Origin of the sequence: Carboxylicivirga linearis (assembly GCF_018271995.1) — a bacterium.
In the GTDB taxonomy this organism is placed as follows: Bacteria; Bacteroidota; Bacteroidia; order Bacteroidales; family Marinilabiliaceae; genus Carboxylicivirga; species Carboxylicivirga linearis.
In genome coordinates this window covers 255751-268347 of sequence record NZ_JAGUCO010000005.1, presented here as the reverse complement: position 1 = coordinate 268347, position 12597 = coordinate 255751, and the positions used below count along the sequence as shown (strand labels likewise).

Annotated in this window: 13 protein-coding genes; 2 read left to right on the top strand and 11 right to left on the bottom strand. The window is 34.9% G+C overall.

What is annotated here, in order from left to right; genetic code table 11:
- Window positions 1-12: 12 nt before the first annotated feature.
- Window positions 13-231 (bottom strand): Nif11-like leader peptide family natural product precursor, encoded by a 219-nt coding sequence (locus tag KEM10_RS10085; protein ID WP_212215859.1) that lies wholly within the window; start codon window positions 229-231, stop codon window positions 13-15.
- Window positions 232-625: 394 nt separating this feature from the next.
- On the opposite strand from KEM10_RS10085, the gene KEM10_RS10080 reads away from it, so the two are divergent.
- A complete protein-coding gene (locus tag KEM10_RS10080) occupies window positions 626-2092 on the top strand; it encodes an MBOAT family O-acyltransferase (RefSeq protein ID WP_212215858.1) in 1467 nt (488 codons plus the stop codon).
- A gap of 230 nt (window positions 2093-2322) precedes the next feature.
- On the top strand, window positions 2323-3030 hold the full coding sequence (locus KEM10_RS10075; protein WP_212215857.1) for a hypothetical protein: 708 nt from the start codon (window positions 2323-2325) through the stop codon (window positions 3028-3030).
- Between the two features lie 55 nt (window positions 3031-3085).
- On the opposite strand, the gene KEM10_RS10070 is transcribed toward KEM10_RS10075, so the two are convergent.
- From KEM10_RS10070 to dnaN, 10 genes are all read right to left on the bottom strand, one after another.
- Window positions 3086-4042 (bottom strand): DUF4340 domain-containing protein, encoded by a 957-nt coding sequence (locus KEM10_RS10070; protein WP_212215856.1) that lies wholly within the window; start codon window positions 4040-4042, stop codon window positions 3086-3088.
- Entirely contained in the window at window positions 4035-5534 is a 1500-nt protein-coding gene (locus tag KEM10_RS10065; protein ID WP_212215855.1) for a GldG family protein, read from the bottom strand. The genes KEM10_RS10070 and KEM10_RS10065 overlap by 8 nt, the downstream gene beginning before the upstream one ends.
- 10 nt (window positions 5535-5544) lie before the next feature.
- Window positions 5545-6270 carry an ABC transporter permease subunit gene (locus KEM10_RS10060; RefSeq protein ID WP_212215854.1) on the bottom strand — a complete coding sequence of 242 codons (726 nt, stop codon included), beginning with the start codon at window positions 6268-6270 and terminating at the stop codon, window positions 5545-5547.
- A gap of 27 nt (window positions 6271-6297) precedes the next feature.
- Complete coding sequence (locus tag KEM10_RS10055) at window positions 6298-7224, bottom strand: ATP-binding cassette domain-containing protein (RefSeq protein ID WP_212215853.1); 927 nt, start codon at window positions 7222-7224, stop codon at window positions 6298-6300.
- A gap of 47 nt (window positions 7225-7271) precedes the next feature.
- Complete coding sequence (locus KEM10_RS10050; protein ID WP_212215852.1) at window positions 7272-8237, bottom strand: ABC transporter permease; 966 nt, start codon at window positions 8235-8237, stop codon at window positions 7272-7274.
- Complete coding sequence (locus tag KEM10_RS10045; protein ID WP_212215851.1) at window positions 8230-9195, bottom strand: ABC transporter ATP-binding protein; 966 nt, start codon at window positions 9193-9195, stop codon at window positions 8230-8232. Before KEM10_RS10045 ends, KEM10_RS10050 begins: the two co-directional genes overlap by 8 nt.
- A 3-nt stretch (window positions 9196-9198) precedes the next feature.
- The gene (locus KEM10_RS10040) at window positions 9199-10347 is read right to left on the bottom strand and encodes a COG1470 family protein (RefSeq protein WP_212215850.1); all 1149 of its coding nucleotides are present in this window, start codon (window positions 10345-10347) and stop codon (window positions 9199-9201) included.
- A gap of 209 nt (window positions 10348-10556) precedes the next feature.
- Window positions 10557-10757: a hypothetical protein gene (locus tag KEM10_RS10035; protein ID WP_212215849.1), complete on the bottom strand. Its 201-nt coding sequence runs from the start codon at window positions 10755-10757 to the stop codon at window positions 10557-10559.
- A 79-nt stretch (window positions 10758-10836) separates the two neighbouring features.
- Complete coding sequence (locus tag KEM10_RS10030; protein WP_212215848.1) at window positions 10837-11181, bottom strand: hypothetical protein; 345 nt, start codon at window positions 11179-11181, stop codon at window positions 10837-10839.
- A gap of 184 nt (window positions 11182-11365) precedes the next feature.
- The gene (dnaN, locus tag KEM10_RS10025; protein WP_212215847.1) at window positions 11366-12493 is read right to left on the bottom strand and encodes a DNA polymerase III subunit beta; all 1128 of its coding nucleotides are present in this window, start codon (window positions 12491-12493) and stop codon (window positions 11366-11368) included.
- Between the last annotated feature and the right edge of the window lie 104 nt (window positions 12494-12597).

Sequence of the window (12597 nt, the reverse complement as noted above, 5' to 3'; positions counted from 1 at the left end):
AATCAGAGTGATTTACACCCAAATTCCTTTCTTTGGTGGGTTACCATATGATTCGAAGTTATCACCATTCTCGCGAAGCACTGCATTTAGTTCTTCAACCGTAAAATCGAAACCATCTTCTTTGGCTAATGCTACAAATTTCTCCTCTGAAAAGGTGTTATCGTATTTTACACGAAATTGTCTGTCGTCACCACCTTTGTCCAGTAATTGTTGTACACTTTCTTTTGACATGTTTTTAAATGTTTAGTTTAACGATGTGTAAATATAAATAGATTTTCAATATCATTTTATAACCTAATGTATTTTTTTTATTACTATTCACTATTATAAGAGCGATTTAAATTAACATATATAAGTTCAACATATAACATTCAGAAACTGATACATTGTATAGTCTTCGATTCCAGAATCAAGAGTTATTAATTAAAACACCTTCACATACAATAGCTAATTCTTTCAACAACACACTATTTACTGAACCAACAACAATCGGTTCGTTTGATAAAAATTGCATTCATAATTACTTTTTATACTTTTATCGTTAAAAAAATAAATACATCTGCAGCCCATCTTTAAAAGTTGGGCTATTTCATGGTATTAACATTAACAAACCATAAATAACTAAATGCTTTTTAACTCGATAGATTTTGCCATATTTTTACCTATATTATTTGTTTTATATTGGTTTGTAACAAATAAAAACTTAAGATATCAGAATATACTAATTGTTGCAGCCAGTTATATATTTTATGGATGGTGGGATTGGAGATTTCTCTCTTTGATTTGCTTTAGTACCATTGTTGATTATACAATTGGAGTTCTATTATCAAAACAAAACAAGGAGATTAAAAGAAAATTGCTGCTTGTTACAAGTATTGTTGTTAACCTTGGATTTTTGGGTATATTTAAATACTACAATTTTTTTATTGACAACTTTGTTTCTCTTTTTACCTTCTTTGGAAAAGAAATACCTGTTTACTCTTTAAATCTTGTATTACCGGTAGGCATTAGTTTTTATACTTTTCAAACACTCAGTTATTCAATAGATGTGTACAAAAGAAAGTTACAACCAACCCATGACTTTATTGCGTTTGCTGCATTTGTAAGCTTCTTCCCTCAACTGGTAGCAGGCCCAATAGAAAGAGCAACTAATTTACTTCCACAGTTTTATTCTAAAAGAACCTTTAACTATAATAAAGCTGTAGATGGTTTGAAGCAAATATTATGGGGATTATTTAAAAAGGTGGTAATAGCTGATAATTGTGCCGAAATTGCAAACTATGTGTTTGATAATTCGAATAATTTATCGGCAAGCACGCTTGTATTAGGAGCTTTATGTTTTACTTTTCAAATCTATGGTGATTTTTCAGGTTATTCTGATATTGCTATCGGAACTGCCCGTTTGTTTGGATTCTCTTTAATGAAAAACTTCTCTTTCCCATATTTTTCAAGAGATATTGCTGAATTTTGGAGGCGTTGGCATATTTCATTATCAACTTGGTTCAGAGATTATTTATACATCCCTATTGGAGGAAGTAAAGGCAGTAAATTTAAGCAACTAAGAAATACTTTTGTAATATTTCTGGTAAGTGGTTTTTGGCATGGGGCAAATTGGACATTTATTGCATGGGGATTATTAAATGCCATTTATTTTATCCCCTTACAACTGACTAAAAATAACAGAAAGAATCTGTATTCTATTATTGGATATGATTTTACACAAAAGAAATACTACTTTAAACTCTTTGAATATCTACAAATGGTTATCACATTTAGTTTAACCGTAATTGCCTGGATATTTTTTAGAGCAACCGAAATCACACATGCATGCAATTACATTATTTCAATATTTAATAAATCAATCTTTACTATACCACCTAAAGGACTAGGAGTAGGCCTAAACCTTTCAACCACTATTATACTAATTCTCTTCTTTATTATTCTTGAATGGAAAGGGCGTCGTTTTCATTATGCAATAGAAAGCCTTAGTAAGTACAAAGCATTAAGATGGTTCGCATACTGTTTTATCATATTTTCAATTGGTATGTATATGAAAACTACAGAATCACCATTTATATATTTTCAGTTTTAGTTATGAAGAAATTCCTTAAGCAAATTCTCATATTTATCCCGGTCTCAATTATTACATATTTCATTTTAATATGCATTTGGGGATCTTACTTCCCTAATTTCCTATGTTCTAATTTAATAACTTCAAAAAACAACAACACAAAAGTAAGGTTAAACGAAGTCACAAATTATGAAAACATAGATATCCTATTTCTGGGTTCTTCACGTGCATTCAGCACTTTTGATGTAAGAATGTATGAAGAATTGGGGTATAAGGTATTTAATCTTGGATCATCGGGGCAATCTCCTATACAAACAGAAGTTTTATTAAATAGATACCTTGATAAGTTAAATCCTAAACTAATCATCTATGAAGTATCACCTAAAGTATTTGCCAGTGATGGTATTGAATCAGCCACCGATATCATAGCTAATGGAGAGTTAGATTATTACTCCTTTGATATGGCAATAAACTTAATGCATCTAAAGATACTAAATACTTTAATTTTCAGGATTTACTCTGAAGTCTTCTACAAAAAGACTCAAATACCTTTAAGTATTGATGAGCCCAAACGAACTTATATTAAAGGAGGCTTTGTACAAGTCGACCTTAAGGAGTACAATCCTCTTAAAAGAATTGGCAACTGGCGCAAAAAAGAGATGAATAAAAAGCAGGTTGAGGCATTTGAAAATATCGTTACAATGGCTAAGAATAGGGAAATAAAGCTTTCTCTCGTACAAGTTCCTTTTACAAAAGAAGAATATTTACAATATGACAATCAAAGCTTTAATGAGTTCATAAGCAAATATGGATCTTACTACGATTTTAACCAAATAGAATTATTAACAGATAAAAAATACTTTAGAGATAATCTTCATCTGAATACGGAAGGTGTTTTAGTATTTAACAAACAAATCATTAAACAATTTAAATTGGCAGACGAACAAATCAAATACTAAAAAAGATCCGCCCTTAAAAGTAGCGGATCTCATTGGGAAGTAATAATTTAGCCTCTTACTCAAGGGTCTGTTTAGACACGAATAATTTATTAAAGAGCCTGTCTTTTTTATCTGTAAAAACAGCTCCTGTATTTTGACTCGAAATAATTACGGCATCTTCATCTTTTAAAGCAGCGCTTATTTCGATGTTTTCACCTTTATTGGAGTAAATAGTAAGCTGATGCGTTAAGCTTGATGGTTTAACATCGGTAAATGAACTTCCTTTTAACCTTGCAATACCCGATAAATACTTGGCTACAGTCGTTGAGTCCAAAGCGGTACCATTTACCATCCAGGCATTTTCGTTTTTCACCATGGTAAAGGAACTCTCGGGCGTTACAAAATGAACCTTATTGATATTCGCTTTATCAGCATTTACAATGGTTTTATCGCGGAATGCATCAACATCGCGATTAGCTGTACTACCCAAAAATCCTTCAACAGCATATACCTCATCATCATTATCACTGCGCACATAGGTTGTCATTGTACCTCGTTGCTGCATATATGGATTTTGTTGTGCCATATTTTGCTTTGGTTGCTGATACGAAAATTTCCCAATATACAAGGTAGCCAACACGCCATCAGTTCCTTTTAGCTTAACCTGTGTAGCCAGTGAGTCGGTCAGTTCAAAATTAGTCCATCGTTCTTTAGTTTGAGCTGCTAATCGAAGTGGTTTCAAACCATTTACCTGACGAATTAAGCCTTCTATAGCATTGGCATCTCCTGTAAACGACTTTCCATTAGACAATACTTTCCAGCTATCCCCTTCTTTCTTCAGTTCAATTTGTTTTCCGTTCAACATTTTGGGCTGAAGCACAACAGATGTTATTTGTGCCTGATCGATGTTAAACAGTTCGCTCTTTAATGTATTTACACCGGTTGAGTGATCGATAATTGTAACCAGCACCGTAATAATTAATAGTGCCGAAAACACAATACCCAGTGTTTTAATATTTAGCTTTCTAAACATAACTCTCTCCTTTCCTTTTTAAACGAATAAGTTTCCTTCTTTGATAGCGATAAACACCTATTGCCAGCACAATAAACAGTGGCAAAACAAAATTGAGTATCTTCAGAAAGTTCTTATCAGCATCATCCAATTGCTCCAATGGACGCATTTTCACTTGCTTGCTTCTCAATTGAATCAATCCCGTATCATCACTCATAAAATCAATGGCATTGACTACAAAGTTGACATTATCAGGTTGCAACTGACGCATATTCTGTCCTGATCCGTTGATGGCTAAATCTCCATCTGATATCACAATTAATTTATGATTATCCTCTTCCAACAAACCTGCAACTGTCATTTTGGGAGATGTAAAATCTGCTTGAGTCCATTGTTTCTCAATATTAAAATAAACAGGAACAGCTTGAGTACCGGACTTTTCAGATGTAAAGATTAATGGTATAAATGTTTTTGTTGAGTCACCGGCAAACGCCATAGAGCTTCCAAATTGCATCATCATAGTACCTAATCCTTGCGTAACCGGATGATCGGCAAAATTGCTTAATACTGGTAAATAAGGGAAACTGATAGGACGATTTACAGTAAACATCCCTTGATGTTGCTGCACATTTACCTGCCCACATGTTTGATCAATCACAAAATCCTCATTCACAGTTACACCTTGCTTCTTTAGCCAATCGCCCATACCTGTATATTTAGCAAAGCCCATTCCTCTATCCAATTGAGCATCTACTTTATTAAATGCTACAAAGAGATTTCCTCCCTGCTTTAAATAAGCTTCAACTAATTCGAATTTCTCATTAGGAATTGAATCTTGTGGATTAATCCAAGCCAATGTTTTGTATTTACTTAGGTTGACACTATCTGATAAGGTAACTTCTTCGGGAACATATAACACATTTAAACCTTGTATCACCTGAGCCATTTCACTCAATGCTGGTTCACCATGACCAGTGATAAAGCCAATAGCCGATTTATCAGGAACAGTCATTTTTTTAATGGCTGTTGTTAAGGCATACTCCATTTGAGCACCCGGCTGAATAAAAGGAATGGTTTCAGAGTTTTCACCAATTTTGATTATAGCACCCATAAAAGCTTTTTTGGTAGTAGACTGATCTTTTTCTCTATCCTGAATCATCACAGTCTGAATTCCGGCCTGAACAGCTTCCTGTTCGTGCACAGGATCTTCATTGGGATTTATAAACTCATACACCACCTGATTTCCCGAACGTGATGCATATTCTGCCAACAGGTCTTTAAAGTCATTCCGTAACTGATCGAACTGAGGTTGTAAACCTTCAGAAAAATAGGCTGTAACTGTAACCGGTTCATTTATTCCTTTCAAAATATCTTTAGTAGTTTCACTAAGAGTATATCTCTGATCTTCTGTAAAATCCATTCGCACAAAAAATCTATTTGCGAGCACATTAATTAGTATTAATATACCCAGCATAAGAACGATGTATATATTAAATCGACGTTTATCAATCATGATTTACTTATTAGTTAATGTTACGTTTAACAAGAGAAAGCTCCGATGCCATTAATCCCGCAGCTATGACAGAGGCAAAATAGATGATATTTTTGCTATCAATAACTCCTCGAATAATGCTATGATAGTGGTATTGCATATCGAGGTAGGAAATAACATCACCCACTATACCTGGAAAGGCTCCGGCAATTATTCCAAACAATATTTGAAAGAAAACACCAATAATTAGCGCTAACAAGAAGGCAACTATTTGATTAGATGTAATACTACTGGCAAAAATACCCAGACTAATATAGGCCGCACTCATCAGTAAAAGTCCAAGGTAGCCGGTTAACACTGAACCATGGTCGATTGGACCAATAGAGGCAATGGAAAAATAGTATGGTAGCGTTAAAGCTAATGTAACTGCTATTAATAAAAAAGTGGCCAGAAATTTTCCGGTCACAACCTGCCAGTCCGATATGGGTTTAGTGAGAATTAATTCAATGGTTCCCGTTTTGTATTCCTCAGCTATTTGTTTCATAGTAAGAGCCGGAATAAAAATAAACAAAGTCCAATAGGCAATACTAAAGAATGGCTGCATTGTAGCCCTGTTTATAAAAAACACATCATTATTCCCATACAGCCAGGTAAAAAAACCACTAAGCCCCAGAAATACAACTATTAATATATAGGCCATCAAAGAATCAAAATAGCCTTTCAGTTCTTTTTTTGTAATAATCCAAATTTGCTTCATTATGTTATTCGTTTAAGCAATACATCATTAATTAGTAAGCTCTCTAAAGACATCTTCCAGATTTTTCTCTACCGGAGTAAGTTGTGTAAGATACCAGCCTTTGTTCATGCACATTTCAAATATGGATTGAGCAGAAGATTTGCCGGCATAACTTTCAATGAGAAACAAATGCTTATCTTCATCAACAAAGGAAACCACCTCAATTTCCTCCAGCTGCTGAAGAGCATTATACACTGTATTCTTATCATCAATATTCACTCCCACCTTTAAAATTTCTTTACCTTGTGCTTCTTTTCGCAAAGATTCCGGTGTGCCATCAGCCACAATCTTTCCTTTATTGATGATTAAAACCCGGTCGCAAGTAGCTTCCACTTCGGCTAAAATATGCGAACTGAGAATAACCGTTTTCTCTCGTCCTATTTCTTTAATTAACTCACGTATTTCAATAATTTGATTCGGATCTAATCCTGTGGTAGGCTCATCCAGTATTAATACTTCTGGATCATGAATTAAAGCTTGCGCTAGTCCCACCCGTTGCTTAAATCCTTTGGACAACTCTCCTATTTTCTTATGTTTTTCCAGATCGAGACCACAAATACGCACCATTTTGCATACCTGGGCTTCTATATTAGCTTTATCAACCCCTTGTAATTTCCCTATAAATTTCAGGTAATCCATAACTGGCATATCCATATATAGTGGATTATTTTCGGGCAGATAACCGATCTTCTTTTTAATAATATCAGGTGACTTGGAGACCGAAGTACCACCTAGAAATATATCTCCCTTATTAGGAGAAAGGTAACATGTAATAGCCTTCATGGTGGTTGTTTTACCTGCCCCATTAGGCCCCAAAAAACCTAGTATCTCACCGGTTTTTACTTCAAACGATAAATCGTCTAAAGCTCTTTGAGTACCATAGATTTTGGTAACGTTTTTAACAGAAATATCCATTATTAATTTGAGTTTATATAGTTTCTTATATGAGTTTTATTCTGTTGCTACCGTGAACGAATCTCACGACGTATAAACATGGTATATGCGATTGCGAAAAATAAGATGGTTCCTCCAATCAATACTGTTACCTGCGGCCAAACCAACATCAGACTTTGATCTAGCGGCAACGGACTTGGAATAGCTCCAATAGTTTGTTCCGTAGTTAATGGTCCCAAACTTCTGATAGATGGCCTTAACAAGGTGGTTGTTGCATCGTTAAACAACTGACCGGGATTAAAACGCATCAAATTTTGAATAAACCCCTGAAATTTCACAACCTGATTCTCATTGACAAAACGTGCCGGAGCAAGCCCCTTTGCTATTAAGTTGACTATTATATTGTAAAAGATTGTAAAGAATAACCACACTGAAATTCCAGCTAGTGCTGAAGTGGCTGTTTGTCTGAATTTAACCGAAAACAGAATTGATAAATTAAGCCAGAAAGCAACATATACAATGCTTATAACCGAAAAGACCAGTATGCGCAAAAACTCATCTGCTGTTGGTGGGATTCCCAAAAAGATTAATCCGAAACCCAAAACAAGGAAACCAAGAGCCAGAAATAGTGAACTCAACACCATAAGTGCAGCCGTAAACTTGGTGTTTATTACATAGTCACGATAAATAGGCTGAGCTAAAACCCGACTCAAGGTTCCCTTGTTTTGTTCCGAATTTACACAATCAAACCCCATACTAATCCCCAACAAAGGACCTAAAAAACTAATAAACACAATATATGATGGTAATGAGCCATTTGAATGAGTAAATAATTTCAGGAAGAAAAAATCATCATCTGCAGTTCCCCCTTTTATGGCTTCCCCAAAGTCGCTTAACGAAGCATATAATGCTCCCAAACAAGTTAGCAAAACAATAGCCACCATTATTAAAAATTTCCAACTCCGAACCGAGTCCGAAATTTCTTTACTAACCATTACCCAAAACGGATTTGTAATTCGTTGTGATTTATGCATGACTCACCCCTCCTTCGAAATAACGATTATAGATAGCATCAAGACCATACTCCTTCTTATTTAGATATCTGAGCTTATAATCTGCATCCATAACAGCCTTGGCTATACCCGAAGAAATATCAGCTAAACACTCAATTTCGAAATATTCATCCTCTTTCTTTATCGATTGAATTCCTTCTAAGGAAGTCAACATATTTTCCAGCACCTGAGCATCGGGAATATTCTTAAAACTGGCATCAATCCCTAACTCAATCAAGTATTTTCCGTGAGTAAAAAGCTGTTTTGATAATTCTTCAATATTTCCTTCTGCCAGTAATTTACCATCCACAAAAATTCCTACACGGTCGCAAACTTGTTGCACCTGATGCAGGTTATGCGACGAAAACAAAACAGTCATTTGGTGTTCATCTCTAAGTTCTACAATCAGGTTTAACAACTCCTGCACTCCTTTAGGATCAATACCAGTGGTTGGCTCATCCAAAATGATAACATCCGGATTTTTAATTAACACATCAGCCAGACCTAATCGTTGACGCATACCTTTTGAGTATTTTCCGGTTTTCTTATCCTTTTGATCAGCCAAACCAACACGTTCCATCAACTCCGCAGCTCTAGCCTTTGCTTCTTTAGGCTCCAAACCATTTAGGCGAGCTGTGTAAATCAAATTATCAAGCCCCGACCAGTCATCGTAAAAGCCGACATCTTCGGGCAAATAGCCAACTTTTCGTTTTACTTCAATAGGATGTGTAGTAGAATTAATTCCACAAACTTCAACACTTCCATCACATGGTTCTGTCAAACCCATCAGCATTAATATGGTAGTGGATTTTCCTGCTCCATTAGGTCCTAACAGGCCAAAGATCTCACCTTGCTGAATAGACAAATTCAACTGATTAACAGCCATGAAATCTCCGTATTTCTTAGATACATTTTTCAATTGGATCACTGCATTCTCCATATCTTACCTCCTGCCAAATTTTCTGATCAAGAACCAAATTCCACCAACCGCTAACAGAATAATAACTATACCTAACCACCCCATTAACATGGGTGTTTTAACCATTACTCTGAAAGATATTTCGTGATTTACTTCTGAGGTTTTGGCTTTTATTTTAGTAACATAATCTCCAGGTATGGATTTCTTACCAGCCTTGATAGTTGCATAAACTGTTGAAGATTTTCCCGGTTCCAGACTTTCAATTTTTGTTTTATCAAATGTTACTTCCCAGTTTTTAGGTTTGACAGAAGATAATTCTATATCTTTTAGTTGAGTTGAACCAGTATTTTTAACTAATAGTTCTATTTTTTTTTCATCTCCGGCAGTTGTATTTGCACTTAACAAGCCACTGGGGGTAGTAAATGTCATTTCATAGGTTCCGGTTATTACAACTTCCAACTCCATGTCAGCTGATGTAGATCCCGACACTGCACGAACAGGTATTTTATAAGTTCCTGCCTTTACATTATAAGGTGGTTTCACATCATAGGTTATTGTTTTGGTTGCGTTGGGCTCAACTTCAGTAGACGTAGCTTGCTTATGATTGGGCTTAATAACCACTTTCCATCCTTTGGGAGGAGATGCCATTAAAGCATAGTTTTGTTTGTTGGGTGTTTTGTTTTTTAGAACAGCACTAAAGTTAAAATTTGACTTAGATGTTCCTTCCATGTTTTTTTGCTCGCAGCTTAACTGAGTTTCGTTTGAACCGGCTGTAGTAACATTAATCGTTAAAGGTAAACTCACCTCATCGCCCATTTTAGCATAAAAAGTATAATACCCCTTACGAACTTTAAATGGAACTTCCACCTTCAAATCAAGCGTTTTCTTCTCATTCCCTAAGACGGCAACCTTATTTACATTTAATCCACTCGCTGTAAGCGTGTGTGTCCACGAGCGGGGAATACTTCTAATACCTATATTTTCATTTACTGTTTGATCCCCGTTATTGATTACATCTATCTTGTAATTCACGGTACTTCCGGGCGCAACCGACACCTTTGTAAACGGTGTGTATAATTCAACATTAATGTTGGATGCCGAAATGATTTGTTGGATGGGCAACATTAATACTAATACCAGCATCAGTTTTAGATAGAAGTGAAAATTTTTCATTTTAACTCTCCTTAAAAGATTTTAATTAATAAAATAGGATTTGTCTATTGACAGAATTGATTTTCAGTCGATTTAGCACAAGAATTCATTAACATACGGACATAATTACCCCTTGGAATAATCATCAGCATTTATGATCCCATTAGGATAAGAAGATCATCTTTACAGCATGCACTGTCTATTAACAGCACATACTAATCAAGACTTAATTATGAAGCAAAATTGTACTTGGTATTTAATATCTCTTCAATTACATCTGCATGTTCGCTATAGAAATGATTGCGCACCCAAGTCTGAAGTTCTTGTTGATCTTTGGCATTTAGCCACGAGAGTGATTTAATAAGCTCTTTGCGAAACAAAAACTTATCTGCATGAACACCATTCAAAACAGTTTTACAACATTCTAACATAGCTTTAAACGTTAAAAGGTTAAACAAAACTTATCCTAAATACAATACTTGAAATGATATGTAAATCGGGTTGATTCTACTATACCGAAGAGCGATAGATATCGCTAAAAGGATGATTATCGAAACAGGTATGAAAGGATTTGAGATAATCCTGTTGATGATAACAACAATAAAAAGCCTGCTGTAATGATGAAAAATGACCTTCATCTAAAGTTTCATTTACCGAAATATCTTCAGAATCCGGCGCAACAACATCCCCTTGTTTGTTAAAACTGGAAATAGCTCCTTGTGAAGAAGTAGAAGTAGAAGAAACTAATTCAGTATCTGTTATGCGTTTACTTTGCACTTTTAAAACATTGAATGTACCAATAGATAGCGCACTCGTAAAAACTGCAACTAGCATTAATAATCCAAACCGTTTCATTTTTGTTTAATTAATTCTCAGTTAATAACTCATTTTGATAATTCAAATTTATGAAACAGATAAAATGTTTTCGGTTAATGTTGGGTTAAACATAGTTAAAGAAAAGTTAAAATAGTAATAGAGCTCGCAAAAAAAATCCGCTCCTTTAGAAGAAGCGGATTGTATATATTGAATGATGTTTCAATTACACGTTAATCATCATTGGCATCAGAAGCATTAATTCTTCTTCGTTTTCACCATTCTCAAAAGGTAGTAAAATACCGGCACGAGATGGATCTGATAATTCTAAAATAACATCTGACGAATTAAGGTTATCTAAAATATCAGCTAAGAAACCTGATTTAAACCCAATTTCCATTTCATCACCTTCATACTGACAGCTAATACGTTCATAAGCAGAAATACTAAAATCGATATCCTGTGCCGAAACCGTTAATTCGTTATTCGACATCTTCAACTTAACCAGGTTACTTGCCTGATTAGAGAAGATAGAAACACGACCTAAGGTATTATGAAATTCGCTTCGATCAATAATTACTTTATATGGATTATCTTGTGGAATTACGGCGTTATAACTTGGGTAATTGCCCTCAACCAAACGACATACCAACTTATAGTTAGGCAAAGTAAAGAATGCGTTTTTATCGTCAAATTCAACAACAACATCGCCTGATTCTTTCGGCAATACGTTCTTTAATAATCCGGCTGGTTTTTTAGGCAAGATAAAAGATGCTTCAAACTCAGTTTTGGCATCCAAACGACGATAACGAACCAACTTATGCGAGTCGGAAGCTACGAATGTCATACTCTCTTGTGACAACTCAACCAAAATACCATTCATCACCGGACGAAGCTCATCGTCGGCTGTGGCAAATAATGTTTTATTGATACCCACCTGAAGCAAGTCAACGGGAACCTGAAGGTTTGAACTCTTATCTGCATCCAATTCCGGCAACTCTGGAAAGTCTTCACCATTTTGCCCAACCACACTAAATTTACCTTTTTCGGTAACGATATCAACGGCAAAATTTTCCATGTTAATATCGAAGTTCAATGGTTGTTCAGGAAATTTCTTCAGCGTTTCCAGCAAAATACGTGAAGGTAAAGCAATAATACCTTCCCCTTCTGAATTTTCCAGATCCAATGAAGTTACCATTGTTACTTCTAAATCTGAAGCTGTTAATACCAGCTTGCCATCTTTTAAGTCGAATAAAAAATTATCGAGGATAGGTAAAGTACTTTTGTTACTTATTACACGACTAATAGCCTGTAGGTGCGAAAGTAAGTCTGTACTGGAAACTACAAATTTCATTTATTCTAATATTTAAGTTTTTATCAAATATATCAAAAAAACAGATAATTAGACAGATTAATAAAATCTTTTATTCATATCTGATTCCAAGCCGAAAGATACTA

Coding starts and splice junctions, on each gene's coding strand:
- KEM10_RS10085 (WP_212215859.1), bottom strand. CDS start 231: ATGTCAAAAGAAAGTGTACAACAATTACTGGACAAAGGTGGTGACGAC.
- KEM10_RS10080 (WP_212215858.1), top strand. CDS start 626: ATGCTTTTTAACTCGATAGATTTTGCCATATTTTTACCTATATTATTT.
- KEM10_RS10075 (WP_212215857.1), top strand. CDS start 2,323: ATGTATGAAGAATTGGGGTATAAGGTATTTAATCTTGGATCATCGGGG.
- KEM10_RS10070 (WP_212215856.1), bottom strand. CDS start 4,042: ATGTTTAGAAAGCTAAATATTAAAACACTGGGTATTGTGTTTTCGGCA.
- KEM10_RS10065 (WP_212215855.1), bottom strand. CDS start 5,534: ATGATTGATAAACGTCGATTTAATATATACATCGTTCTTATGCTGGGT.
- KEM10_RS10060 (WP_212215854.1), bottom strand. CDS start 6,270: ATGAAGCAAATTTGGATTATTACAAAAAAAGAACTGAAAGGCTATTTT.
- KEM10_RS10055 (WP_212215853.1), bottom strand. CDS start 7,224: ATGGATATTTCTGTTAAAAACGTTACCAAAATCTATGGTACTCAAAGA.
- KEM10_RS10050 (WP_212215852.1), bottom strand. CDS start 8,237: ATGCATAAATCACAACGAATTACAAATCCGTTTTGGGTAATGGTTAGT.
- KEM10_RS10045 (WP_212215851.1), bottom strand. CDS start 9,195: ATGGAGAATGCAGTGATCCAATTGAAAAATGTATCTAAGAAATACGGA.
- KEM10_RS10040 (WP_212215850.1), bottom strand. CDS start 10,347: ATGAAAAATTTTCACTTCTATCTAAAACTGATGCTGGTATTAGTATTA.
- KEM10_RS10035 (WP_212215849.1), bottom strand. CDS start 10,757: ATGTTAGAATGTTGTAAAACTGTTTTGAATGGTGTTCATGCAGATAAG.
- KEM10_RS10030 (WP_212215848.1), bottom strand. CDS start 11,181: ATGAAACGGTTTGGATTATTAATGCTAGTTGCAGTTTTTACGAGTGCG.
- dnaN (WP_212215847.1), bottom strand. CDS start 12,493: ATGAAATTTGTAGTTTCCAGTACAGACTTACTTTCGCACCTACAGGCT.